We start from the raw sequence: 26,180 nt of genomic DNA, 5'->3' as shown, positions 1-26,180 counted from the left end.
TGCCTCCTGTGCGAGTGGTTGACGATGGCTTATACTTGAGTATGCTAATCATGTTTTGTCAACCGGTTCAAATTCACATGCTAAATTTAACCCCCATGCAGGTGGCCTATTGGGTCGGCCGCGAGGCGGATGGAATACTCGGGAAAGTTACGCCGCATCTCTACCTCGAATTCGACGGGCAGGCGGTGGATGCGGAAAAACTGGCCGTTGCCGTGGAAAGGCTCTGCCGGCGTAACCCCATGCTGAGCCTCAGGATCGATGCTGAAGGCCATCAGTCCGTCGATCCTGCCGGCCGGCTGCTCCGCCTCGATGTGGAGGACATGACCGCGCTCGATTCGGAGGCGCTTGCACGCCGTCTTGAGGCGAAGCGCGAGGAATGGAGCCATCGCCGGGCCGATCTTCGCTTTGCCGCACCGGCGGCGATCTCGCTCAGCCTGTTGCCGGAAGGGCGTTGCCGCCTGCATGTGGACACAGACATGCTGGCCGTCGATCCGGCCAGCGTGCGGATCGTGATGGAAGACCTTGCCCGTTTTTACGAGACGGCGTCAGACGCAGACGAAACTCGGACTGTCGAACCGGTAACGCCGTCGTTTTTCGACTGGGCGGCACGTCTCATGTCCGACCCGGACTTGAGGGGCTTGCGCGAAAGGGACCGCCTGTGGTGGCGGCAACGGCTTGCCGATGTTCCGGACGCTCCGCCGCTGCCGTTTCTGTCCGATGACCCCTTGCGCGCCGTTCACACGGACCGGCTCGCCGCGCTGCTTTCTGCGGCCGAGCGTAGCAGCCTGGAGCGGACAGCGCGGCGTTTTTCCGTGACGACATCGACCCTTCTGCTCGGTGTTTTCGCACTGGCGCTGTCGCAGGCGGCGGGGGCGGAAAAATTCCGGCTTTCCGTGCCGGGTTTCTGGCGCGCGCCGTTGGTGCAAGGGGTCGATGAAATCGTCGGCGAGTTTTCCAACGTGCTCGTGCTCGGCGTCGATATCAGGCCTGAAGAAACGCTCGAAGCGCTGCTTGGTCGGCTGCTCGATGAGATGAACGGGCTTCTCGCACACCAGTCCTATCCGGGCGTCAGCGTCATGCGCGATCTCTCCCGCCAGCGCGGTGGTTTGCAGACCTCGCCGGTGGTTTTCACCGCCGGGGTAGATCTTCCGGGCGGGGAGCTGTTTTCGCAACGGGTCGGGCGGGTGTTCGGTCCGATGGTCCACACCGTCTCGCAGGGGCCGGGGGTCGCGCTGGATGCGCAGGTGGCGGCGCTGGATGGCGGGTTACTGATCAACTGGGATGTGCGGCTCGATGCGCTGCCGGAACGCTGGCTGCGCGCCTTGTTCGAAACCTACGTCGCTCTTCTTCGCCGGCTTGCCGAAAGCCCCGATCTCGCTTGCGAAAGCGTGGAGCGATTGGTCGCGCAGCGGCCGGAAACGGCAGCCGAGGCAAAAGGAAAACCCATGGAACGTCCCCTCTCACCCCTGCAACAGGCCTATCTGCTCGGGCGCGGCACCCATCTGCCGCTGAGCGGCGTAGCCATGCAGGAGTTCCGCGAATATCGCGGCGATATCGACCCGGAACTGCTGCGGTCGCGGCTTGCCGCGATGGTCGCGAGACATGAAAGCCTGCGCACCCGCATCGATGAGCGACGGCTGGTGCAGATGGTCGCCGATGAGCCGAAGATCAATCTCGATCTCGTCGATCTTTCGGCCCTGTCTCTTTCGCAAGCCGAGGCAAGGATCGACACGGTGCGACGGGATTTTTCCCATGCACATTTCGATCTCGCAGCCTCGCCATGGCAGGTCACGGTGTTTCTTATGCCCGATGCCGGGCCGACGGGGCACAAGGTCGTGGTCTTCCTGCGTTTCGACGCGCTTATCCTCGATGGGCGGGCCATTGCCAGCCTCGCGGCGGAACTCTTCGATGGTGTCGTGCCGCCGGAAGCCGCCGCTACGACCGGAACGCCGAAGGAGGATATCTCGGCGGCCCGTGCCGGGGATGCCGCCTATTGGGCTGAAAAGTTGAAAGATGCCGAGGTGCCCTCGCAACTGCCGTGGAAAGCGCCGCTCGAAACCATTCCCACCTCGCGTTACAGCCGCCGGAGCCTGACTGTCGAAAAACAGCGTTTCACCGCCTTTTCGCGCATCGGTGCGAAAGAGCGGCTGTTCAAGAATTCGGCGCTGACGGCCGTTATTCTCGATGTGCTCTCGCTCTGGCTCAACGAAGGCGCGCTCGTCGTCGGCATTCCCGTCGCGCCGCAGGTGGAAGGCGCCTTCGCCAACCGCTCCAGCTTCATCGCCGTCCAATGGGATGCGGCCAGGAATAGCTTTGCGGAGCGGGCGGCAGGCCTCCAGACGGATGTGCTGGAAGGGCTGAACCATATCGCCTTTTCCGGTATCGATCTCAATCGTGTGCTTCTCAATGCCAATCCGGGCGGGCTCGCCTTGCCGGTGGTGATCACCAACGGTCTGACCTGGCCGACGCTTTCATCCGAATCGACGATGCAATGGACCGGCGGGCTTACGCAGACGCCGCAGGTGGCGCTGGATTTCCGCTTTTCGCAGAATCCGCAGGGCGATCTCGTCCTCGATATCGACTATGCCGAGCAGGCGATCGATGCGGCGACGGTGGCGGATATTCTCGCCGCCATCGAGCGTGCGATTGCCGGGATCGCCGATAGCGGCGCTTTTGCCTTCAACACACGCGATATTGTCGACCTCTCTCATTACCGGCTGAACGGCGACGAAGGAAACTTCGTCTGCCCGCCATTTCTGGAACGGATCGCCGGCCATCTTTTCGAGGGCGACCCGTCGCGCACGGCGCTCGTCAGCGGCAAGCGGCGTATCGCTTATGGCGAACTCGGTCAGATGGTGGCAGGGGCGATGGCGGGCCTCAGGGCGCGCGGCATCGGCCGGGGCGATGTCGTGGCCGTGTGCCTGCCGCGCAGTCCCGAACATACGGCCATCACGCTTGCCGCAGCGCTGATGGGTGCGGTCTGGGTGCCTGTCGATGCCGGCTCGCCGGAAGATCGCCTGCGCTATCTGCTGACCAATTGCCGCCCGGCGATCATCGTCGCCCGCAGCGTTCCGCAGGGTTTCGACGCTGTCGATCCGGCGCAGCTTCTGTCCGCGCCCGCACCGGCTGGCGCACCCGTTACCATGGCGGAGGTGGCGGCGCTTTCCCAAAGCGAAGAGCCTGCCTATTATCTCTATACCTCCGGCACGACGGGCAAGCCGAAATGCGTCGTGCTTTCCAACCGCGCCACGGCAAATGTCATCGGCAGCACGCTTGCGGAATGGGCGGTGACGGATGGCGACGTGTTCATCTCCGTTACGCCGTTGCATCACGACATGTCCGTCTTCGATGTTTTCGGCGCGCTCGTCGCCGGTGCGACGCTGGTGCTGCCGGAACCGGGCGAGGAAAAGGATGCGGTGCGCTGGAACGAGCTGGTGGCCGAACATGGCGTCACGCTCTGGTGCTCGGTGCCGGCCATCCTCGAAATGCTTCTCTCCTGCCGCCGTGGCGACCAGCTCTCATCGCTGCGGCTCGTCGCGCAGGGCGGCGATTACATCAAGCCGATGATCATCGAAGAGCTTCGCAGATTGAAGCCCGGCCTGCGGCTGATATCGCTCGGCGGACCGACGGAAACCACGATCTGGAGCATCTGGCACGAGATCGTTGCCGAAGATGTGGCGGCTGTGCCCTATGGCCACCCGCTGCCCGCCAATCGTTATTTTGTCCTCAACGATCAGGGCGGCCATTGCCCGGCCGGTGTCGTTGGCCGCATCCATACGGCCGGCGTGAATGTGGCCATCGGCTATCTCGAGGATGGCGCGATTACCCAGACGGATTTCGTGACGGTTGCCGATCCGGAAGGAAACCCCGTGCGCGCCTTCCGCACCGGAGACCGGGGCCGTTACCGGCCGGATGGCAAGATCATGTTTGCAAGCCGCGTCAATGGTTACGTCAAGGTGCGCGGCGTGCGCGTTTCGCTGCCGGATGTGGAAAACGAGCTTATCCGCCATCCTTCCATCCAGCGGGTTCTGGTGGTGGATTACGGCGTCGAACAAAAGGGCGAGGCGGCCGTCGGCGTGCTTTACGTCGTTGCACCGGGCCTTGAACTCCCGACCGCCGATCTGCGCAATTTTGCCCGCCAGCATCTGCCGGAATCGCATGTGCCCGGCCGGTTTCTCAAGGTCGACGATCTGCCGCTCTCGGCCAATGGCAAGCCGGATCGACGTCGCGCCCGCGAATTGCTGACCGGTGCTGCGGAACCGGCAAAAATCTCCGCCCCTGCGGCTGCCGCCGTCGATCAGGGCGACCGCCGGGTGCTGGATATCTATCTCGGCGTGCTGGGCAAAAAACCGGCGAATGTGGATGCGAACAGCGACCTGCTGGCGCTCGGTCTTCTGCCTTCGCATCTGAAAACCGTCTCGGCTGAAATCCGCACTGCCTTCGGCGTGGAGCTCACACCGCAGCAGCTTTTGCGGTGCCGCAACGCCAGACAGGTGACTTCGCTCCTGGCCGCCCGGGCGGCGTGAACCCAATCATTTCGGGCGGCACTTCGCGCCCGATAACGGAAATTGTGCAAGGAAAAACAGATGGCGCATATCGATCCTGCCGGCGGCTGGCTTCCACTGACGCAGCCGCAACTCGATTTCTGGGAGGAGTTTTCCTTCCATCCCGATGAGCCGGTTTCCACCGTCGCCCATTACATCGATCTTTCCGGTGCGGTGAATGAAAGCGCGCTCATCGAGGCGATCAAACGCACCGTGCGCGAATCCGAAGTCCTGTCGATCCGTTTCCGTATCGGCGACGACGGCGAGACGCCGCAGCAATGCTGCGACCCAAACCATGCCCCGGTGGTGGAGCTTGTCGATCTCCGCGGCGATTTCGCTCCTCTGGAAGAGGCGCTGCGGCGCATGAACGCGGATGTGGAAGCAAGGCTCGATCTCAGAACCGACAGGCTTTCGGCGCAGCTGCTCTACCGTATCGCCGACGATCGTTACCTCTGGTACATCCGCGCCCATCATATCGTCGTTGATGGTTATGGCCTGACGCTGGTGGAGCAGCGTTGCGGCCAGCTTTACGGGCACTATTGCGGCAAAGGCGAAGCGGGTCCGGATTTCCACCTCTTCGGCGATTTCCTTGCCGAAGAGGATGCCTACAAGCAAAGCCGGCGTTTTGAAAAAGACCGCGATTTCTGGGCGGCCTATCTTGCCGCACCCGCCGATCTGCCGGTGCTGGACAAGGATTGCGAGGACTATGGCGGCGGCGGCCTGCATACGGACGCGGCCTTGCCGCAGGGTTTCAGCACGCGGTTGCAACAGGTGGCGGGCGCAATGGAGATCGGCTGGCCGGACCTTCTGGTGCTGCTATCCGGCCTTTATCTCCACCGTGTCCTGCCACGGCCGGACCGCGATGTGCTGACATTGTGGCTGCCCTTCATGAGCCGCTGGGGCAGCGTCGGCGCGCATATGCCGGCCATGCTCGTCAATATTTTGCCCTTCCATCTCACCATCGAGCCGGGCGAGAGCCTCGGCGCATTCTTGACGCGCAACGCCGCCAATCTGCGAAAGCAGCGCCTGCATGGCCGCTACCGCATCGAGCAGATCGCCGCCGACCGTGAAATCCCGAAGGGCCGACGCTTCTTCTTCTCGCCGCTCATCAATGTCCTGCCCTTCAGCGCGCCGGTCTTTGCCGGGCTTACCGTTATCAGGCACATTCTTGCCAATGGTCCCGGCGACGGTTTCAACCTGACCTTCCGTGGCGAAGATGACGGCAGCGAGCTGAACCTGCATATCGATGCGGATTCAGCGCTGACGCAAGCGGAGGATTTCGCCCGTTACCGCGAGGAGCTGCCATTGTTCCTCGACGCCATGCTGCGCGAGGACGCGCTGACGCTTGCGGCGGCGGAGGCGTCCACGGCGTTCCGTCTGGCGGTTTGAGGGGGAGGGCCGATAACGCTTCCCCTATACTCCACGTCATCCTCGGCCTTGTGCCGAGGATCTAATCACGTCCAATAAGTCGAGGCGTTGCAGATGCTCGGGACAGGCCCGAGCATGACGGAGGAGGGCTTTCAGGATTTTGCCAACAAATTGAACCCGGCTCCGCTAAGCGAAGCCGGGTTTTCCTTGCCCCAATTCCAGCTCAGGCGAGCGTTGTCAGCACGCGGCTCGAAGCGCCGGCTTCGGCAAAGCGGCTGAAGACGCCGCTGGTGGTGTTGCGCAGCCGCTCGACGTCCTGCGGGCCGTAGCGATCCGAACGGTAGCTCATCAGCACGCGAATGGAGCGCTCGCCGCCGATGGTCTCTTCCATCACCTCGAATTGCAGCCCCAGCATGGATTCATGCTTGTCGGGGTCGATCTGGCGGAACTCCACCGGCTTGCCATCCGGCCCGGCAAGGATGCCGTTCAGCTTGTTCTTGGCGTGGATCTGGATGAAGACCTCGAACAGATGGTCGCGGCCGGGCGTCATGCCCAGCGCTTCCTCGACGAGATCGATCGGGATTTCGCTATGTTCCAGCGAACCGTTGATGGTGTTCTTCACCGAAGAAATCAGGTCGCCAACGGTCATGGTTTCGCCGAAACGCACGCGATGGGCGACAACCGTGGTGAAATAACCGATCGTATCGAAATAACCGCTATCGGTGCGGCCTGAAGCCGAGGTGCCGACCACGAGATCGCTCAACCCGCCGAGATGGCGCAGCGATGCGGCAATGGCGGCGTAAACCACGTTGAACAGCGAGGCGCTGTTCTGCTTGGCAATGGCGTAAAGCCCGTCGCTGACGTGTTTTTCCAGCTTGAACTCGATCCAGCCGCCCGCCGGTGCTTCGTCCTGTGATGCCTCGTGCGGCGTGCCATCCTGTCCGTTGAGGGTAAGGCCTTTCGGCGCATCCCGCAGCATATCGGCCCAGTAGGCAAGGTGGCCGGCATTGACGCCTGACGCGACCTGTTTTCTCGCAAATTCATGGAAGGGCGCCGGCTTGGTGGCAAAGACCGGGGCCTTGCCCGCCGCCCTTGCCCGATAGGCCTCGGTCAGCTCGTCCATCATCAGGTTCACCGACCATTCGTCGAGTACGATGTGATGGAAGAGGAAGGAAAGCACCTGGCGGCCGGTCTGCGCATCCTTAAGGAAGCGCAGCCGCATCGGCAGTTCATGCGCAAGATCGAACCGCCAGCCGGCTTCCGCGTGCCGGTCAACACCCTGGCTTTCTTCGCTCGTCCAGAACCATTTGTAACCGGGCAGGTCGTGCATCGGCACGATCTTTTGCAGAACCGTATCGTTTTCGACGTAGAAATGGGTCCGCAGGCCGGGATGGCGCTCGATAATATCGAGGAAGGCGCATTCGAAGGCATTCTCATCCACGGGATCGAGGAAATCGAGCGCGAAGGGAATGTTGAAGATTTCGCCGAAGCCGAAAGCGGCATAGGCCTTCCAGAGCGACATCTGCGCCAGCGAAAGCGGTGCGGTGAGCGAGCCGCTCGCCGTCGCTTCGGCCTGCGCGGGTGCTGCGGTTTCGAGCCGGGTCGCCTGTTTTGCGAGCGAAGCGGCGGTCGGGTAGCTGAACAGGTCGTTGAAGCGCAGCTCGATGCCGTGATTGCTGAGAAGACGTCCGATGATGCGCGTCGCAATCAGCGAATGGCCGCCGAAATCGAAGAAATCGTCATCCGGCCCCATGTCGGGCGAGACGAGCGCTTCCCGGAATTCCGCAAGGATCGTTGCGACGGTGTCGTCGTCGTTCTGAACGGAAGCTGCGGGCGAAAGGGCTGTTGCCGCGGCGTTTTGAGGGACGATGCCGGAAAAATCCGCGCCGCCTTCGAGATGGCTGACGAAGCGCTCCAGCAGGAAGGCCGTCGCATGCGGCGATGTCTCCCTGCCGCCCGTCAATTCGAGACGGATATCGCCGACGGTTGTCGGACCGGCGGCAAGCGTCAGGCCGAGACCGGATTGCAGGGAGGGCAGGGGCAGGTGCTCAAACTGGAGCCCATGCTCCGATATGGCCTGAACGGGTGTCGCAAGCGCCTGCAGTGTGAAGGTGGCGGTTCCGCCTTCATTGTCGTTTCGCTGCTCCAGACCGGACAGCACGGCTTTTTCAGCCTGTTCGGGCGATTGGTCGCGGGAGATCGCTACCCGTGCCGCAGCCTCGGCTGACATCGCCATTGAAGCGCCTTGGCCCGGCTGCAGGCGCAGGGTTACCGTCTCGGGACCGCCGGTTTTTGCCAGGAAAAGGGCAAAACGCGATCCGGCGCGGGCCAGAAGCGCGCTCGCCGCCGTGGAGCTGCTGAGGCCGAGCAGGGTGGCGGGAAGATCGACGCCGTGGCTGTGGCTCGCCGGCCTGTCGATCCCGTTTTGCCGCAGCGCCACGACGGTTGAGCCGGAGGCCGGACGTTGCAGCCAGCCGAGCGGAAGCGGGTCAACGCCGTCACTTTCGACCACGCGCGGCGAAAGCGGTTTCGGTGTCTCACTGGCATAGGCCGCCGTAATGCCTTCCAGCAGGATTTGCGGCGAGAGGACTTCGCCGAGCAGCCCGTGGACCAGAAATGCCAGCAGGATTTCTCCCTCGCTTAAGAGCACGACGGCCTGAAACGGCGGGTCGGTCTCGGCATCGAAGGGCCTTGCCTGCAGGTCGTGCAGCAAGGTCAGGGCCTCGCCCGCCGATGGAACATGCAGCAATTGCACGATGGATGCGGACGGGGCCTCGATGCTCTTGGCAAGCGTGCCGTCCTCGCCGAAGGCAAAGCGCGCACGAAGCTCGGGCCAGACCTCGCAAACCGTCTTCAGCGCCGAAGTCAGACGCAGCAGATCGCACTCTTCACCGATGCGATAGGCGAGAAGGGCGCGGAAGACCTGATCGGGATCCTGAAACTGCTCGAACCAGACCCGTTCTTCGTATTGGCTGGGCGGGGCTGCATCCGCCCTGTCGAAAGTTTCTTCGATGCGACGTGCGAGCATACGCGTATTGTCTGCTGCCATGGTCCTCTCCTTGGAAATATTCGGGAATCGCGCTCCGGCGCGAAAAGTGCTGTGTCGTGGGATCAATGTCCCGCGCGCGACCGTTCGATGAGCGCCTGCCAGGCGGCAAGCATGGGCCGCCGGGCTAGATCGTCATAATCGAGCCGCGTTCCGGCAAGCTGTGAGAGCGGCGGCATCAGCCGCATGAGGGCAAGCGAATGAAGCCCGCGACCGAACAGGTTGTCCCCCGGTTCGATGTCGCGCACTTCATCGTCGAGAACTCTGGCGATAAGGGCCTTGAGTTCCGTCATCATCGTTTCCGCCTCCGGCATGGCGTCCGCCGCGATTGCCGGTTCATTCATCGAAATGATCGTGAACGCCGCTGGCGCCGCGCCGCCAGTAACCGGAAGCGCGAGTCCATTTGGGGTTGGCGCCGAATTCTTCGACCAGAAGGGCGCGAACCTCCTTTGCAGCCTTCGATTCGCAGGCGACCCAGCTGAAGAAATCGCCCTTCGGCAGGTCGAGCTTGCGCAGCGCGCCCACCAGCGCGTCGTGGTCGGTTCCGTTCTCCGTCTTCTGCGTCACCCAGACGATAGACGCATCCGCCTTGGTCGTGAGCTCCAGCCGGTCGGCATCCGTCTCGACCTCGATCAGCGCCACGACGCGCGTGCCATCAGGCATTTCCTCCAGCCGCCGCGCCAGCGCGGGAAGGCCGGTATCGTCGGCTATCAGCAGATGCCAATCGTAGGTGAAGGGAACGGTGAAAGAGCCGCGCGGACCGGCAATCCACGCTTTGTCACCCGCTTTGGCGGCTTTCGCCCAGTTGCTGGCGGGGCCGTCGTGATGGGTGGCGAAATCGATGGCGAGTTCGCCCTTTTCGGCGTCGAAACTGCGCGGCGTGTAGTCACGCGCCAGCGGGCGTGGCGCGCCTTCCGGGAATTCAATACCGTTCGGACCGATCACCGGCAGGCTCGGCTCGGTTTCGCCGGGCTGGGCAAAGAACATCTTGACGTGGTCGTCGAAACCGAGGCTCGCAAAGCCCTCCAGTTCCGGTCCGGTCAGGACGATGCGGACCATGGACCGGCTGAGCTTTTCGACGCGCGCGACATTGAGCGCGCGCAGCGCGACGGCGTGGCGATGGCGTTTGGGAGTGCGGTCCGGAACGGGGGAATCCATGGTTTCTGGCATGCTCATGCTGTTGTCTTTCCTGGGATATCGCCGACGGGTTCGGCGGTCTCGCTGTCCCGGGTCGGCGTGCCGGACGATCGCGCGTTGGGAATCTTAATCCGGCGCGATATTCCGGCGTCGTTGCGTCAAGATGCGCGAACCATAACAGGCGGTTTCGGCTCCGGCAATATAACTTTCTCCAAAAACTCAAGTTTATACCCGGCACATAAATCGTGCCGGGATTGGCTTTGGATAACGCCGTTCAGCGGCGGCTCGCCCAGCTTTCCACTTCATTCAATGTGTGCAGGGCGCTTGGAATGGAAGGCGTCGTGACCCGGGTGGAATCGAGGAAAACGATCCTTTTCTCGCGCGCCGGTTTTACGAAACGCTCCCAGCCGGGAATGATCTTTTCAAGGGCGGCGCGTGTTCCCGCCTCACCGCGGGCGGGGCTGGTATAGCTGTTCATTACTACCAGCAGGTCGGGATTGAGCTTGCCGAACGCATCCGCGCTCAGCGGCATCATCAGGGTCGAGCCCATTCCGCCCGAAGAGGCGGCGTTGTCAATCTTCAGGCGGGTATAACCCAGATCCTCCAATGCCTGCACCGCGCCGGACATGTCGCCCACCGCATTGATCTGGTCGGTCAGCAGGATTGCGAGATAGGTCTTGCCCTTGATATCGTCGCCCAGCGTCTTTTTGACGGCGGCGAGCTTCGTGTCATAGGTCTTCCGGCGCTCGGCAAAGATATCGCTTCGCCCGACCAGGGCGGCAAGGTTTTCTTCGACGTTGAAACCATAGGCGTGGCCGGTGCTGACCTTTTGCAGATAGACGGGGGCGACGGTGGAGAGCTGTTCGGCCTTGCCGCCATCCATTTCCGTGGCGACGATCAGGTCCGGTTGCAGCGCCCGCAGTTTTTCGAGGTCGATCTGGCCGACCGCGCCGAAACCCTTCGGTTTCGTGCGGCCTTCACCGAGAACGGTGTCGACGAAGTCGACGGCGGTGGCGAATTTGCCGTCGCTGTTGCGGCCATAGGCGCCGACCACATTGGCGTCGAGATTCATCAGCGGCACGCCGAGCAGCGGCTCGTGCATGACGACGATGCGCTGCGGCTTTTCCGGAACGGAGACGGTGCGGCCGGCGGCATCGGTCACGCTGCGCTCGGCGGCGAGACTCGTTCCGGCGGCCAGAAGTGCGGCGATGAGCATGGCAATTCGCATGGCATTCCCTTTATTCGATGTCTTCAGTGGCTATTGGTTCTGCGCAGCGCCTGAAGGCGCAGCGTAAGGATGAAAAGCGGCACGCCGATAAGCGTCAGCGCAAGGCCGATCGGCATCGGCGTATCGGCCACCAGCCCGCGCGACAGCGTATCGGCGGTGACGACCAGAATGCCGCCGGTAAGCCCCGACAGGAAAAGCCTGGCGCGGCCGACGGCGGGCGAAACGAAGGTGGCGAGGTGCGGGGCGATAACGCCGAGAAAGGTCAGCGGGCCGACGGCGGTAACCGAGGAGGCGCTGAGGATCACCGCAAAAACAATGACGAGCGGGCGCGAATGCCTGACGGTTTCACCGAGCGCCATGGCCATTTCATTGCCGAGATCGAAGACCGCGAGCGCCCGGCCGATGAGAAAAATGCCCACGAGGCTTGCGGCGAAGAGGGGCGCGAAAACGAGGATGGTCGACCAGCTGGCCTGAAACAGCGAACCCGCCATCCAGTCGGCCAGCGACAGCGAGGTTTCGGCCGGCGTGTAGAGCAGAAGCACGGAGGAGACGGAGGAAAGCGCCGATTCGATCGCGATGCCCATCAGCAATATGGCAAGGCCGCTCGAGCATTCACGCCCGACGAGGGCGATGAGAAGAAAGGCGACGGCCAGACCGCCGCCGACGGCAGCGAGCGCGACCAGCGTCTTGGGTGCGGCCGGCACCAGCACCAGAAGCAGCATGATGGTAGTCATCGACCCCTGGCTCAGACCGAACAGGCCGGGATCGGCGAGCGGATTGCGGGCGACGGATTGCAGCATGGCGCCTGCCAGCGCCACGCTCCAGCCGGCCATGAAACCGATGAGGATACGCGGCAGCCGCACCGTCCACAGCGCATAGGCCTGATCGTCGCCGAGATGCCCGCCCACCAATCCGCGCAGGAGATCGGCAAGGCCTGTTTCGGTATTGCCGAGGCTGACGGACAGGGCGGCGAGCGCCAGCGCCAGCACCATCAGCGCAAGACCGGCCTTCAGATTGCCGATGCCGATCTGCAGGCCGCTCGGCAGCCGGAGGACGGCTTTGCCGTCGGTGGCGAAATGCCGTTTCATGAAAGCCCCCTTCATGACAGCCCCCTCGCCGAAGGCGACAGATAGAAGCGCTTGACGATGACGATGAAGACGAGGCCGCCGAGCAGGTCCATGAACAGCCCGGTATTGACCACATAGGGCGCAAACAGGGTTTGCGCGCCAAGATCGGCCAGCACGCAGAGGCCCGCGCCGACAAGCGCGGAGGCCGGCAGGGCAAGCGTGAAGTTCACCCCGACCAGCGGCCGGATCATATGCGGCACGATGAGGCCGACAAAACCGATAGGGCCGCAGATCGCCACCGCCGAACCCGAGGCCAGCATGGTGGCGAAGAGCGCGAGCCGGGAAATACGCTTGACATTCACACCGGCGGAGGAGGCCTTTTCCGCGCCCAGCAGAACCAGCGTCAGCGGCCTGGCGACCGCCCACAACATGACGAGCGCAATTGCGCCGATCCACCAGAAGTCGAACAGGCGTTCGGCATAGACGTGGTTGATATTGCCGCCCACCCAGCTGAGGAACTCGGCGCGGCGTGTGGGGTTGGAGAGAAGCAGGGCGTTGGTCACGCCGATCAGCAGCATGGAAACCAGCGCACCGGAAAGGATGAGCGACAGGCCGCGCGGATCGTTCGCCCGCCCGGCGAGACGCGCGACAACGAAGCAGGCGGCAAAACCGAAGCCAGCGCCCGCGAGCGCGGCAAGGCCCTGTATTTCCGGAGAGAAATCGAACACCAGCGCGCCGGCAATCACAAAAAGCGTCGCGCCGGCATTCAGCCCCAGGGTGGAAGGCGAGGCGAGGGGATTGCGCGCAAGCCCCTGCAGCACGCAACCGCTGACGGCCGTCGTCGCCCCCACATAGATGGCAATCAGCGAGCGTGGGATTTGCTGATAGAGAAGCACCGACTGCTCATAGCTGTCGGCCTCGCCGCGCCAGAGCGTCGCCATGATTTCGGCAGGCAGCATGTCGCCGGACATGACAAGCAGATTGATGGCGAGGATGGCGGCCAGCAGCAGCGCGGCGGCGAAAATCAGCGTTATTTTCGGGGTCATGCCGGAATGGCCTGTTCCTGCCGCTCCAGCCGGGGCACGCAGATGAGCCGCCCCTGCCGGGAGAAGATATCGGCTTCGAGATCGAAGACCTCGGCGACATTTTCGGGTGTGACCGTTTTGGCAACTGGCCCGGATGCCAGAACCCGCCCGGCTTTCAGCATGATGACATCATCGGCGAAAGTGGAGGCAAGGTTGAGATCGTGCAGCACGACGATGACGGTCTTGCCATGCCTGTCCGTCAGTTCGCGCACGAGGCTGAGAACGGCATATTGATATTTCATGTCGAGATGATTGACCGGCTCGTCCATCAGGATCACGTCCGTATCCTGCGCCAGCACCATGGCGATGAAGGCGCGCTGGCGCTGGCCGCCGGAAAGCGTGTTGACCTGCGCTTTCGCCTTGTCTTCCAGCCCGACGGTCTTCAGCGCCTCGGCAAAAAGCGCGCGGTCGCGTTCGGTTGGGCCGCCCGCAAGACCGTAGCGGGCGTAACCGGCAAGCTCGATCAACTCGCCGAGCGTCATATAGTCAGGGCAATGGCACTCCTGCGGCAGATAGGCGATGCGCCGTGCCAGTTCGCGGCGTCCGATCTCGCCGATCGAACGCTCGCCGAGCCTTATTGCCCCCGATGACAAAGGCACGAAACCCATGATGGTCTTCAACAGCGTCGACTTGCCGCAGCCATTGGGGCCGACCAGCGCGGTGACGCGGCCGTTCTGGAAACGGGCGGAAAGCCCCCGCAGGACGGGAACATGTCCATAGCTGGCGTGAAGGTCCGTGGCGTCGAGCACCGGATACAACTCCTGTTATTCATGCGCCCATGCGTCGAGACGCCGCACGGTCGTTATAAGTATTTGAATTTAAATATCGAACCCGTGGAAAAAGCATTTCTTTCCGGCGGGCGCGACGGTGTGGTCTTGAAGCGACACTAAACTATAGTAAAACTCTCCACAAATCGAAATTTGCCGATTCAACGTGCGGATTTCTTGCCTGTTATTTCAGTCGAGGTGCATCATGTCAGTCGCAGCCAAGCTTCATGTCGGCATGTCGCTGGCCCCAACCTGGCTCAGCGGCGAAGCCTGGCGACGGGCGGACAGCGACATAAACGGGGTGTTTTCCAGCGATTATTTCGTCGATCTGGCACAGCGCGCGGAAGCCGCGCATGTGGATTTCGTGTTTCGGCCGGATACGCTTTTTCTGCGCACCGAGGGGCTGGAGACCGGCGGCGGATTTGCCAGCATGGACCCGACCATGCTTCTTGCGGCCATTGCGCGGGAAACCAGCCATGTCGGGCTGTTATCCACCGTTTCGACCACATTTCTGCCGCCCTATGTGGTGGCCCGCCAGATCCAGTCGCTGAACTGGCTGAGCAATGGCAGGGCGGGGTGGAATATCGTCACGGCGCTTGAGGGGCACGAAAATTTCGGCCTGAAAGAGATGCCTTCGCCGCAGGAGCGTTACGAGCGCGCCGCCGAATTCACGCAGGTGGTGAAGGCGCTATGGGCGAGTTTTCCGAACGAAGCTCTCAAACTCGACCGGGAAAGCGGGCGGTTCGCCGATTCCTCGCTGGTGCATCCGGTGGCGCATGAGGGTAGGCATTTCAGCGTCAAAGGCCCGCTCAACCTGCCGTCCCATGCCAGCCGCATTCCGCTGGTGCAGGCGGGGGCCTCTCCCGAGGGGCGCGATTTCGCTTCGTCAGTGGCCGACGCTGTCTTTGCCTCGACGCCGGACATGCAGGCGGCCATCGAACTCAGGGCGGATTTGCGACGGCGTGCCGAGGGCCACGGCCGCAACCCCGACGGCGTGAAGCTGATGCCGGGCCTCAGCCTCTACCTTGCGGAGACTGGCAGGGAGGCGCTGGGACTCTTCGCGGAGACCCATGCCCGCGCCAACCGCGCCCGCGCCTTTGCCTCCATTCGCGATATGACGGGTCTTGACCTCACGGACTGGCCGCTCACGCGGATCGTTACCGCCTCCGACCTGCCGCCGCCGCCGGAGACACCGAGAAGCCGCACCCATGCCGGCCTGCTGCGCCGGCTGATCGAGCGGGAGACGCTGAGTGTCGCGGAATTATTGCGGCGTCCGGAAGTGATGGGGTCGGGCCATTGGCAGATCATCGGCACCGTTGAAGATGCCCTTGAGGTGATCCGTGAATGGGCGGCTGCCGGTGCGATCGACGGTTTCGTCGCGGTGCCCGGCGGTTCGGTGGCGTCCATGCGGCTGGTGCTGGAGCGGCTGTTGCCGAAGCTCGCCGATGCCGGGCTGTTCCGCACGGCCTATTCCGGCTGCACCTTTGCGGAGCATCTGGCCGAATAGGCTTATGCGCCGCCGGATTCGGCCGTCGCCTGTCCCGCGGCTTCGATCAGCCGGGAAAAATGCCGTTCGGTCTCGGCGGTGGCCACGAAGGATACGGTGGTGACGACACAACAGAGTTCGCCCTGGGCGTCGAAAACCGGTGCGGCCTTGCCCGTCAGGGCCGAAAACAGATGTTCGTTGAGTTCCGCGCCGCCCATCTCGTGGATGGTCTCCAGAATACGGGCATCCGGGCGGGTGCCGCGAAAGGCGGGCGGTTGCAGCCTGCGCACGGCGGCCACCCTGTCCGGCGGCAGATAGGCCTGAAAAACCAGGCCGCAGGCGCTGTTATCCAGCGGCAGAACATCGCCGAGCGCCACGGTGCTGATGGAAAAGCTGGCGCTTCTTGCCCACCGCACCACGGTCGGGCCGCGTTCGGTCCAGATCGCCACGCCGCAGCTGGCGCCGATCTCGGAGGCAAGCGCATTCATCTGGCGGCCGGCGGTTTCGACCGGATTGATTCGCCTGAGCGCGCTGATGCCAATCCCAAGCGCCGCCGGTCCGAGATCGTAACTGCCGCTTGCGGGGTCCTGTACCACCAGCCCCTCCCGCACGAGGCTTTGCATGTAGCGATGCGCGGTGGAGCGGCCGGTGCCGGCGCGTCTGGCGAGGTCGCCAAGTGCCAGCGCGCTGTCCGATCTGGCGAGAAGATTGAGGAAACGCGCCGCGATCGACACCGACTGAATGAGGGCCGAGCGCTTTTCGCCCTCGTTTTCCGGCAGTTTGTCCGAATCGTCACCCATGGCGTTCAAGCGCGTTCCCCCCGTTTGTTGAGCATGCCTAACGCATCGGGCCGGAAATCGGAATCGATTTCTGCGGACGGAACTATGCTGTTCCCTTTCGAAACGCTGCGGGTGAACAAGCGGCGGTCGGTAAACTTTGTTGTAAATATGGCACATCCCGTTACGGAAGCCTTTTTGCCCGCAATACAGAACGCATTCTCTATTGCGAAACGGATAACGCTTCCGTTACTTGAATATGACTTTAATACTCATGTTTATCTAGGGGTGTGTGATGGGGTTTAGCTCTAACGGTCGTTTGATGAGCGGGGTCAGCGCTCTGACGCTGGCGACATTGTTTGTGACGCCGGTTCTCGGTCAGGATCAGCAGGCAGCGACGGCGGGCACCACCGTCCTGAAGCCGATCGTCGTGACCGGTGAAAAAGTGGCGCGCGACATGAAGAACACGGCGTCGTCCGTCTCAGTCATATCCGGTGATAAAATCAAGAAGGAAAAGACCGGCGACCCGACCGTATCGGAAGCGATCAAGGATATTCCGAACGTCGTTTACACCGATAATGTCAGCGCCCCGATCATTCGCGGACAGGACACGCAGGGACCGAACACCGGCTCCATCGCCTTCTTCACCGGCACGGTGCCGCGCGCGACGATCAATGTCGACGGCCATTATCTCGGTTATAACGAGTTCATCTATGGCGCGAGCTCCATCTGGGATGTCGAAAGCATCGAGGTGTTCCGCGGCCCGCAGACCACCTCGCAGGGCGCCAACGCCATTGCCGGCGCGATCCTCGTCAACACCAAGGACCCGACCTTTACGCCCGAAGCCAGCTATCAGGCGGAAATCGGCAATTATCACCAGAAGCGCGGTTCCTTCGCCTTTTCCGGTCCGCTGATCGAGGATGAGCTGGCGGCACGCATGGCGATCGATTATTCCGGCCGCGATACCTTCATCGACTACATCAATTCCGCATTCGCCCATGAGGGCACGGACCAGAACTTCAAGGAGTTCAACGGTCGCTTCAAGCTTTTGTGGGAACCGTCGGAAATTCCCGGCCTCTCGACCAAGCTGACCTATTCCTACAACGCCTCCAACCGGCCGAGCCAGGAAGCGGCGTCGCGCCCCTTCGAGGATCTCAACCACGTCACCACGACGATGCCGAATTTCAGCCAGTACACCAATACCGGCATTCTCGACATCAATTACGATTTCGAAAACGGCGTGAAACTGTTCAACCAGACACAGTTCTCCTCGTCCATCGCCAAGCGCCGGGTCGGCATTGCGAATACGGGTGATGCCGATATCGACCTGAAGAACACGTCCCACGAAACACGCGTGACCTTCGGTGATCAGGAAGACGTGCTGAGCGGTGTCGCGGGTATTTATTACGCACATACGAAAGCCGACGAGGTGCTTTATCTGCGTGGAACCTCGCGCTTCAACGATACCAAGGACAATCTCGGCCTCTTCAGCGAGTTGAGCTATCGCCTGACCGATCAATGGACCCTGACGGGCGGTCTGCGCTACCAGCAGGACCAGATTCAGCGCGCCGGTTACCGGACGCTGAGCGCCACCAGCAGAAGCTCGGTCAATTATGACGAAACCTTCTCGGAAATCCTGCCCAAGGCGTCGCTGGCCTACGCCATCAATGACGACTGGACGGTGGGCGGCCTGATCAGCCGCGGTTACAATCCCGGCGGCGTCGCATTCGATCTGACGACCAGCAAATGGCGCACCTTCGACAAGGAAACCATCTGGAACTACGAGCTGTTCACCCGCGCCAGCCTGCTGGACGATACGCTGACGGTGAACGGTAACCTGTTCTACATGGACATGAAGAACGCTCAGTTTAACGTACCGGTCGTCGTCTCCACGGGCATCAGCGAATCCTACACGGTCAATGCCGAAGAAGCCCATGCTTACGGTCTGGAAATCGGCGTGGATTATCAGGTTCTCGACAATTTGACGCTGAAGGCCAGTGCCGGTCTGCTGAAGACGAAGATCGACGAGATTTCCAGCAATGCCGCCTATGTCGGCAAGGAATTCGCCAAGTCGCCGGGTTACAGCTTCACCATCGGCGCAAGCTGGGATGTGACGGATAAATTCACCGTTTCGGGGCAGGTGCGCCATCTCGACGGCTATTATTCCGACACGGATAACAAGGCCGTTTATGCAATCGATCCCTATACGATTGCGGATGTGCGGGCGAGCTACAAGTTCCAGGAGGAGCTTGAATTCTACGCTTACGTCAAGAACGTCTTCGATGAGCGCGCACCGACGCTGATGAAGGAAAACCGCGGCATTGGCGGCATCGAGGCGAGCATGACCGAACCGCGCATGTTTGGCGTCGGTATTCGCGGCACGTTCTGAGCGATTGCCGGATTTGAAAAGCAAAAAGGCCTTCGAAGCGATCTTCGAAGGCCTTTTTGATGAAACGACGCCGAGAAAGCCTCAGAAAAACGCCTGAATGCCCGTCTGCGCCCGGCCGAGGATCAGCGCGTGGACGTCGTGCGTGCCCTCATAGGTATTGACCGTCTCGAGGTTCTGGGCATGGCGCATGACGTGATATTCGATCTGGATACCGTTACCGCCATGCATGTCGCGGGCCTGGCGGGCGATATCCAGCGCCTTGCCGCAATTGTTGCGCTTGATGATGGAAATCATTTCCGGCGCCATCTTATGGTCGTCCATCAGTTGGCCGACGCGGAGCGATGCCTGAAGGCCGAGGGCGATTTCGGTCTGCATGTCGGCAAGCTTCTTCTGGTAAAGCTGCATGCCGGCGAGCGGCTTGCCGAACTGCTTGCGGTCGAGACCATATTGCCGGGCGCGGAACCAGCAATCTTCCGCAGCCCCCATGACCCCCCAGGAAATGCCGTAACGGGCGCGGTTGAGGCAGCCGAACGGGCCTTTCAGGCCGGAAACATTGGGCAGCAGCGCGTCTTCGCCCACTTCCACGCCGTCCAGAACGATCTCGCCGGTGATGGAGGCACGCAACGACAGCTTGCCGCCGATCTTGGGAGCGGAGAGGCCCTTCATGCCCTTTTCCAGCACGAAGCCCCTGATCTGGTTGTCATGGGCTTCCGATTTCGCCCAGACGACGAAGACATCGGCGATTGGCGCATTGGAAATCCACATTTTCGAACCGCGCAGACGATAGCCGCCGGCAATTTTCTCGGCGCGGGTCTTCATGCCGCCGGGATCGGAACCGGCATCCGGCTCGGTGAGGCCGAAACAGCCGATCAACTCGCCGGAAACGAGGCCGGGCAGGTATTTCTTCTTCTGCTCGTCCGAGCCATAGGCGAAGATCGGATGGATGACGAGCGAGGACTGCACGCTCATCATCGAGCGGTAACCGCTGTCGATCCGCTCCACCTCACGGGCGACGAGGCCGTAAGCCACATAGCTGGCATTGGCCGCGCCGTATTCTTCCGGCAGGGTGACGCCGAGCAGGCCGGTGCGGCCCATCAGGCGGAACAGTTCCGGTTCGGTGGTCTCGGAAAGATAGGCCTCGGAGACACGCGGCAAGAGTTCCGATTTGCCGAAGGCGGCGGCGGCGTCGCGGATCATCCGCTCGTCGTCGGTCAGTTGGTCTTCGAGCAGAAAAGGGTCCTGCCAATTGAATGCTGCGTGTTCGCTCACGTGATGCCTCCGGATTTGCTGGCCGGATTATTGGTATTCGAGCCAGTCGGCACAAGCCATGTTTACTCATTTTTGCATTACATATAGTAATGGCTCATGACATCTCTTAGCCGCAAACTCCTGCCCTCCACCAGCGCGCTCGCCGCCTTCGATTCCGTGGCCCGGCTCGGCAGCTTTTCCGCCGCCGCCGATGAGCTTGCCCTGACGCAGGGGGCGATCAGCCGGCAGGTTATGTCACTGGAAGAACAGCTTGGCGTGCGCCTGTTCGAACGTGGCGCACGCGGCGTGGCGCTGACGACCGAGGGCCGCGCCTATGCAAAATCGATTGCCTCCGCCCTTGGCGAGATACGCTCCGCGTCGCTGCAGATCATGACCAAAACGCATGGCAATACGCTGAACCTCGCCATGCTGCCCACCTTCGGCACCCGCTGGCTTCTGCCGCGTATCCCGGATTTTGTGGCGAACCACCCCGAAATCACCATCAATTTCGCCACCCGCATCGGGCAATTCGACTTTGAGCGCGAGCAGCTGGATATGGCGATCCATATCGGCCAGGCCGACTGGCCGGGTGCGGAAAGCACGTTCCTGATGCATGAAATGGTCGCGCCGGTGTGCAGCCCGCAATTCCTCAGCGCCCATCCCGTGGAAAAGGGGGAAGACATCGCCGCCCTGCCGCTGCTGCACATGGCCTCGCGGCCGGGCGCATGGGGTCACTGGTTCGAAAGCCTCGGCCTGTCGCTCGCCCTGCCGCAGGGCATGCGCTTCGAACAGTTTTCCAGCGTGGCCCAGGCCTGCATCGCCGGGCTTGGCGTGGCGCTCATGCCGCTTTTCCTGATCGATAACGAACTGAAATCGAAGCAACTGGTAAAGGCCTTCGATCATCAGGCCAGAAGCCCCAGCTCCTATTATGCCGTGGCGCCGCTTTCGCGCGCCAACCACGTTCCCGTCGTGCTGTTTCGTGACTGGCTGGTGCGGCAGGTGGAGGCATACCGCGCAGCGAACAGCGAAGCCCCATAAAAATAATCGCACTTTTTTCGGGCAGTTAGACTTTATGCCCGGGTTTTCGCCGATTTTGCCCTCCTCCGGACTCGACAGGGCAGCCTTGCTCGATTATCGTGATTAAACGTTTAATCAGCCCTTCCGGACCATCATGGCGTCGTCACGGCCTGCCACCAATCTGAGCGCGATAGCAGCGGCACTCGGCGTGTCGGTTGCAACCGTGTCCAATGCGCTGTCGGGCAAGGGCCGCGTTTCGCCGGAGCTGGTGGAGCGCATTCGCAAGACGGCAAGCGAGCTGGGCTATGTGCCGAGCTCGGCGGGCAGGGCGCTGCGCACCGGCAGAAGCGGTGTTCTGGGGCTGGTGCTGCCCGATATTGCCAATCCTCTCTTTCCGCAGATCGCGCAGGCCATCGAAAAGGCGGCCGTCACTGCCGGTTACGGCGTGCTCATCGCCGACTCGCGCGGCGAGATCGCCATGCAGACGGATGCGATCAACCGGCTGATCGAGCGCGGTGTGGATGGCATGGTCATCGTTCCCCGTCGCGGCACGCGCATTGCCGATGTCGATTGTCCCGTCGCCGTGATCGACAGCCCCTCGACGCCCGGCAACACGGTCGCCGCCGACCATTGGGATGGCGGCCGGCAGGTGGGTGAATATCTGGCGGGGCTTGGCCATCGCAAGGTGGTGCTGGTGGGCAAGAACCGCGATTCCAACGTGCAGAACGACCGTCTCGGCGGTATTCGCGACGGTCTTGGCAAGGCGTGCGTGACGCAGACGCTCTGGGTGGACGTCATTGAACAGGCGGGCGGCGCGGGTTGCCGGCTTGGTCTTGCAGAGAAGGTTGCCGAAGGTTTCACCGCCTTTGCCGCCGTGTCCGATCTGCATGCGTTGCGCGTGCTCACCGAATTGCAGCGCGAGGGCATCGAGGTGCCGGAAGAGACCAGTGTCACCGGCTTCGACGATCTCATCTTTTCCGCCGTGGTCACCCCGCCCTTGACGACCATGCGCATGGATATGGGCCGCATCGCCGATCTCGCGGTCGGCGCGCTGCTACGCGCGATAGACGGCGCGGGCGAAAACGGCGTCGCCGTCGATGTGACGGCGGACATCTCGAAAGTACCGATGGCGCTGATCATGCGCGGCTCCACCGGCAAGGCAAAGCATGATGCGATTGAAGCCAAAAAAACGACAGCAGGAGAACTCACACCATGAAAAAGATCATTCTTGCATCGGGCGCCGCCCTGATGTTGACGATGGGCGCCGCTGAGGCGCAGGACAAGACGCTGACGATTTCTGTCTACGCCTTCGCGCAGGACGAATTCAAGGAACTGGTCTATACGCCGTTCGAAAAGCAATGCGGCTGCAAGCTGGTCGTCGAGACCGGCAACAGCGTCGAGCGTCTGGCCAAGATGGAGGCCAACAAGGCCAATCCGGTGGTCGATCTCGCCATCGTTTCCATGGCGGATGCGCTGTCGGCCACCCGCAAGGACCTGATCCAGAAGATCGACGCGTCCAAGGTTCCGAATATCGAAAAGCTCTATGATATCGCCAAGGATCCGAATGGCGACGGCATGAGCGTCGGCGTCAATTTCTACGCCACCTCAATCGTTTACCGCACCGACAAGATGAAGATCGACAGCTGGGCCGATCTTTTGAAGGACGGCATTGTCGACCACGTCGCCTTCCCGAATGTCACCACCAACCAGGGCCCGCCGGCGCTTTACATGCTCGGCAAGGCCATCGGCAAGGATACGCCTGATCTTTCCGGCGCCATCGAGGCCGTTGGCGAAAAGAAGGACGATATCGTCACTTTCTACGTCAAGTCCTCGCAGCTGGTGCAGTTGATGCAGCAGGAAGAAATCTGGGCAGCGCCCATCGGCCGCTTCTCCTGGGCGCCTTTCACCAAGCTCGATCTGCCGCTCGCCTGGGCAACGCCCAAGGAAGGCCAGACCGGCGGCATGAATGTGCTCGTGGTGCCGAAGGGCACGAAGAACGAAGATCTGGCGTTGCAGTTCATGGATTTCTGGCTCTCGACCGACGTTCAGAAGGCGCTGGCCGAAAAGCTGGTGGACAGCCCGACCAACAGGGAAGTCAAGGTTTCCGACGAGGTGGCGAACAACATCACCTATGGCGACGAAACCGCAAAAAGCCTTCAGCTCATTCCTTCCGACGTGACGCTGGATAACCGCGACAAGTGGCTGTCCGAGTGGAATTCCAAGGTCGGCCAGTAAGTCCTTCACTGTTTGGAATGGGGCACCTAAACGTCCGTCAGGGCGGCTCCATTCCCGGAAAAGCGGTTCGGTCGTCCCCTGACCGCTTTTCCACCCTTTTAATCATAGGCCGGCGCGTCTGGCTGAAAAAACAACCGGCCCTCAGGCCGTTCAGGGAATAAACCCATGTTTCAGAACCGGGCCGAAGCGCTGGCGCTTGCCTTGCCCGCCGCAATTTTCGCGGCGGCGGTCTTTCTTGTGCCGGTCTTCATCCTGCTGTCGGAGGGTTTTCGCACCGCCGATGGCTGGACATTGTCGGCTTACGCCGATTTCTTCACCGATCCGCTGAACCAGACGGTTTTCCTGCGCACCCTGAAGCTCGGCGCGCTTGTCACCATCGTCTCGGCGGTGGTGGGTTATGCGGCGGCCTTCGCCATCGTCAACCTGTCGCCGGGCGCGAAGGGACACGTCGTCAATCTGGTCGTGCTGCCGCTGATGATTTCGCCGGTCGCCCGCACCTATGCCTGGATCGTCATTCTGGGTCGAACCGGCATCGTCAATCAGGCGCTGCAGGCCGTCGGCCTCAGCGACGGGCCGATCCGTATCCTGTTTTCCGAAACGGCCGTCTTCATCGGTCTTCTGCAATTGTTCCTGCCGCTGATGATCATCTCGCTCATCAGCGCGCTTGAGAATATGCCTAAGGATACGATTGCGGCTGCCCGCGTTCTCGGCGCAAGCTGGCTGCAGGTGTTCTGGAAGGTCATCCTGCCGCTCACCAAAGAAGGGCTGGTCGTCGGCGGCACGCTGGTCTTCACCGGTTCGCTCACGGCCTATATCACGCCCGCCATTCTCGGCGGCTCGAAGGTGTTGATGCTGGAAACCCTGCTTTACCAGCAGGTGACGGTCTCCAACAATTTCGTCTCCGCAAGCGTCATCGCCTTTATCCTGATCGTCATGAGCTTTGCCGCCAATATCCTCTTGAAGCGCATCGCCACCGCAAGGAACAAGAAATGACCCGGCAGCTCTTCATTCCGCTCACGCTTCTGCTTGTCGTCGGTTTCCTGATCGGGCCGTTCCTCATCATCGTCGCCGCCTCATTTTCGGCCGGCGATACGCTCGCCTTTCCGCCGCAGGGCTTTTCGCTGAAGTGGATCGCAAAGGTCTTCACCGTCGAAAGCTTCCGCGAAAGTTTCGCGATGTCGATGTTCCTTGCCATCGGCGGCACGTTCACGGCGCTCATCCTCGGCATTCCCGCCTCCTACGCCATGTCGCGATACAAGCTGCCTTTTGCCGAGACAGTGCGCACCATCGTCTCCGCGCCGATCATCGTGCCCGGCATCATCGTCGGTCTGGCGCTGCTGCGATACTTCGTCGTGCCTTTCGGCATCGGCATCACGCTTGCTTTGTTTCTCGCCCACACAGCGCTCATCCTGCCCTATGCGGTGCGGGTGGTGTCTGCCAGCCTCAACAATCTGCGCTCGGATATCGAGGAAGCGGCGGTGCTGCTCGGCTCGTCGCGGATTGGCGCATTTTTCCGGGTGGTGCTGCCGAATATTCGCGGCGGCATTCTCTCCGCCTTCATTCTCGGTTTCGTGACGAGCTTCAACCAGGTGCCGGTGTCGCTGTTCCTGTCTGGCCCCGGCGTGCGCACGCTGCCCATCGACATGCTGGGTTACATGGAAATCGTCTTCGATCCTTCCGTGGCCGCCCTTTCTTCGCTGCTCGCCTTCCTTTCCATCGGCATCGTCTTCATGGCCGAACGTTTTCTGGGGTTCTCCCGTTATGTCTGACGCAAATTACCTTTCGCTCCAAAAAGTCTCGCTCGCCTATGGCGGCAATGTCGCCGTCAAGGACCTCGATCTCGATATCCGCAAGGGCGAGCTGCTCGCGCTTCTGGGACCATCAGGCTGCGGCAAGACCACCACCATGCGCGCCATTGCCGGGCTGATGCCGGTGGCGGGCGGGCGCATCGATCTTGACGGGGCCGATATTACGCGGGTCGCGGCCAACAAGCGCGCCGTCGGTCTGGTGTTCCAGTCCTATGCGCTTTTCCCGCATCTGACGGTCTACGAAAACGTCGCCTTCGGCCTGAAGCTCAAGGGCATGAGCGGCAAGGCGCTGGAAGACAAGGTCGCCTCCGGCCTGAAATCGGTGGGCTTGTCCAGTTTCGCCTCGCGCAAGCCGGCGGAGCTTTCCGGCGGCCAGCAGCAGCGCGTGGCGTTGGCGCGCTCCATGGTCATGGAGCCGAAGGTGCTCCTGCTCGATGAGCCGCTCTCCAACCTCGACGCCCGTCTGCGCCTTGAAATGCGCACCGAATTGCAGCGCGTGCAGAAGGAAACCGGCGTGACGATGATCTTCGTCACCCATGACCAGATCGAGGCTTTGGCGCTCGCCGACCGCATTGTCGTGATGAAGGGCGGCAAGATCGAGCAGATCGGTACGCCGGAAGAGATTTACAACGCGCCGGTTTCGTCCTTCGTGGCTGACTTCGTCGGCTTTGAAAACATCTTCGCGCTGGAAGGCGGCGCGCTGAAAACCGCAAACGGTACAACACCGCTTTCCGGACCAGTCCCTTCAGCATCTGGACTGGCCTGGCGGCCGCGCATGGTCACCCTCGGTTCAGGTCCTTTCCAGGGAACCGTGCGCGGCACATCCTTTGCCGGCAACAGCCGCGAATATCTGCTGGATACGCCGCTCGGACCCATCAAGGCGGAAACCGATGCGGCGCTTGCCGCGCATGTCATTGGTGATACGCTCGCCTTTGATCTGCCGGTCGAAAAGGCGGCGAGCCTCAAGGTGTTCAACTGA

The 26,180-nt window shown here is 61.9% G+C and carries 19 protein-coding genes; 10 read left to right on the top strand and 9 right to left on the bottom strand.

Annotation, left to right across the window (positions count from 1 at the left end; all coding sequences use genetic code 11):
• Positions 1-77: 77 nt before the first annotated feature.
• Positions 78-4,526 (top strand): amino acid adenylation domain-containing protein, encoded by a 4,449-nt coding sequence (locus ACIK7D_RS18950; RefSeq protein WP_400157065.1) that lies wholly within the window; start codon positions 78-80, stop codon positions 4,524-4,526.
• A gap of 60 nt (positions 4,527-4,586) precedes the next feature.
• Entirely contained in the window at positions 4,587-5,933 is a 1,347-nt protein-coding gene (locus ACIK7D_RS18945; protein WP_400157064.1) for a condensation domain-containing protein, read from the top strand.
• A 202-nt stretch (positions 5,934-6,135) separates the two neighbouring features.
• On the opposite strand, the gene ACIK7D_RS18940 is transcribed toward ACIK7D_RS18945, so the two are convergent.
• From ACIK7D_RS18940 to ACIK7D_RS18910, 7 genes are all read right to left on the bottom strand, one after another.
• The gene (locus ACIK7D_RS18940; RefSeq protein WP_400157063.1) at positions 6,136-8,961 is read right to left on the bottom strand and encodes a condensation domain-containing protein; all 2,826 of its coding nucleotides are present in this window, start codon (positions 8,959-8,961) and stop codon (positions 6,136-6,138) included.
• A gap of 62 nt (positions 8,962-9,023) precedes the next feature.
• The gene (locus ACIK7D_RS18935; protein WP_400157062.1) at positions 9,024-9,302 is read right to left on the bottom strand and encodes a phosphopantetheine-binding protein; all 279 of its coding nucleotides are present in this window, start codon (positions 9,300-9,302) and stop codon (positions 9,024-9,026) included.
• Entirely contained in the window at positions 9,295-10,134 is an 840-nt protein-coding gene (locus ACIK7D_RS18930) for a siderophore-interacting protein (protein ID WP_400157061.1), read from the bottom strand. Before ACIK7D_RS18930 ends, ACIK7D_RS18935 begins: the two co-directional genes overlap by 8 nt.
• Positions 10,135-10,369: 235 nt before the next feature.
• Entirely contained in the window at positions 10,370-11,323 is a 954-nt protein-coding gene (locus tag ACIK7D_RS18925) for an ABC transporter substrate-binding protein (protein WP_400157060.1), read from the bottom strand.
• 23 nt (positions 11,324-11,346) lie between these two features.
• Complete coding sequence (locus ACIK7D_RS18920; protein WP_400157059.1) at positions 11,347-12,411, bottom strand: FecCD family ABC transporter permease; 1,065 nt, start codon at positions 12,409-12,411, stop codon at positions 11,347-11,349.
• 11 nt (positions 12,412-12,422) lie between these two features.
• On the bottom strand, positions 12,423-13,436 hold the full coding sequence (locus ACIK7D_RS18915; RefSeq protein WP_400157058.1) for a FecCD family ABC transporter permease: 1,014 nt from the start codon (positions 13,434-13,436) through the stop codon (positions 12,423-12,425).
• A complete protein-coding gene (locus ACIK7D_RS18910; protein WP_400157057.1) occupies positions 13,433-14,233 on the bottom strand; it encodes an ABC transporter ATP-binding protein in 801 nt (266 codons plus the stop codon). Before ACIK7D_RS18910 ends, ACIK7D_RS18915 begins: the two co-directional genes overlap by 4 nt.
• 214 nt (positions 14,234-14,447) lie before the next feature.
• Between ACIK7D_RS18910 and ACIK7D_RS18905 the strand changes: the two genes are divergently transcribed.
• Positions 14,448-15,749, top strand: a complete 1,302-nt coding sequence (locus ACIK7D_RS18905) for an NtaA/DmoA family FMN-dependent monooxygenase (protein ID WP_400157056.1) — start codon at positions 14,448-14,450, stop codon at positions 15,747-15,749.
• 2 nt (positions 15,750-15,751) lie between these two features.
• Here ACIK7D_RS18905 and ACIK7D_RS18900 read toward each other — a convergent pair whose 3' ends face one another.
• Positions 15,752-16,528 (bottom strand): IclR family transcriptional regulator, encoded by a 777-nt coding sequence (locus ACIK7D_RS18900; RefSeq protein ID WP_400157055.1) that lies wholly within the window; start codon positions 16,526-16,528, stop codon positions 15,752-15,754.
• Between the two features lie 298 nt (positions 16,529-16,826).
• Here ACIK7D_RS18900 and ACIK7D_RS18895 point away from each other — a divergent pair, with 298 nt between their 5' ends.
• The gene (locus ACIK7D_RS18895; protein ID WP_400157054.1) at positions 16,827-18,893 is read left to right on the top strand and encodes a TonB-dependent receptor; all 2,067 of its coding nucleotides are present in this window, start codon (positions 16,827-16,829) and stop codon (positions 18,891-18,893) included.
• An 81-nt stretch (positions 18,894-18,974) separates the two neighbouring features.
• On the opposite strand, the gene ACIK7D_RS18890 is transcribed toward ACIK7D_RS18895, so the two are convergent.
• A complete protein-coding gene (locus ACIK7D_RS18890; protein ID WP_400157053.1) occupies positions 18,975-20,162 on the bottom strand; it encodes an acyl-CoA dehydrogenase in 1,188 nt (395 codons plus the stop codon).
• A 96-nt stretch (positions 20,163-20,258) separates the two neighbouring features.
• On the opposite strand from ACIK7D_RS18890, the gene ACIK7D_RS18885 reads away from it, so the two are divergent.
• From ACIK7D_RS18885 to ACIK7D_RS18860, 6 genes are all read left to right on the top strand, one after another.
• Positions 20,259-21,179 carry a LysR family transcriptional regulator gene (locus ACIK7D_RS18885; protein WP_269312756.1) on the top strand — a complete coding sequence of 307 codons (921 nt, stop codon included), beginning with the start codon at positions 20,259-20,261 and terminating at the stop codon, positions 21,177-21,179.
• A gap of 133 nt (positions 21,180-21,312) precedes the next feature.
• Entirely contained in the window at positions 21,313-22,374 is a 1,062-nt protein-coding gene (locus tag ACIK7D_RS18880) for a LacI family DNA-binding transcriptional regulator (protein ID WP_400157052.1), read from the top strand.
• Complete coding sequence (locus ACIK7D_RS18875) at positions 22,371-23,393, top strand: ABC transporter substrate-binding protein (RefSeq protein ID WP_400157051.1); 1,023 nt, start codon at positions 22,371-22,373, stop codon at positions 23,391-23,393. The genes ACIK7D_RS18880 and ACIK7D_RS18875 overlap by 4 nt, the downstream gene beginning before the upstream one ends.
• Before the next feature lie 165 nt (positions 23,394-23,558).
• Positions 23,559-24,386 carry an ABC transporter permease gene (locus tag ACIK7D_RS18870; protein ID WP_262532394.1) on the top strand — a complete coding sequence of 276 codons (828 nt, stop codon included), beginning with the start codon at positions 23,559-23,561 and terminating at the stop codon, positions 24,384-24,386.
• Entirely contained in the window at positions 24,383-25,162 is a 780-nt protein-coding gene (locus ACIK7D_RS18865; RefSeq protein WP_400157050.1) for an ABC transporter permease, read from the top strand. Before ACIK7D_RS18870 ends, ACIK7D_RS18865 begins: the two co-directional genes overlap by 4 nt.
• Positions 25,155-26,180 carry an ABC transporter ATP-binding protein gene (locus tag ACIK7D_RS18860; protein WP_400157049.1) on the top strand — a complete coding sequence of 342 codons (1,026 nt, stop codon included), beginning with the start codon at positions 25,155-25,157 and terminating at the stop codon, positions 26,178-26,180. The genes ACIK7D_RS18865 and ACIK7D_RS18860 overlap by 8 nt, the downstream gene beginning before the upstream one ends.

This window comes from Agrobacterium sp. P15N1-A, from assembly GCF_044626815.1.
GTDB classification, from domain to species: Bacteria; Pseudomonadota; Alphaproteobacteria; order Rhizobiales; family Rhizobiaceae; genus Agrobacterium; species Agrobacterium leguminum.
Note: the sequence above shows the minus strand (reverse complement) of the source record. Positions and strands in the feature narration are given on the sequence as shown.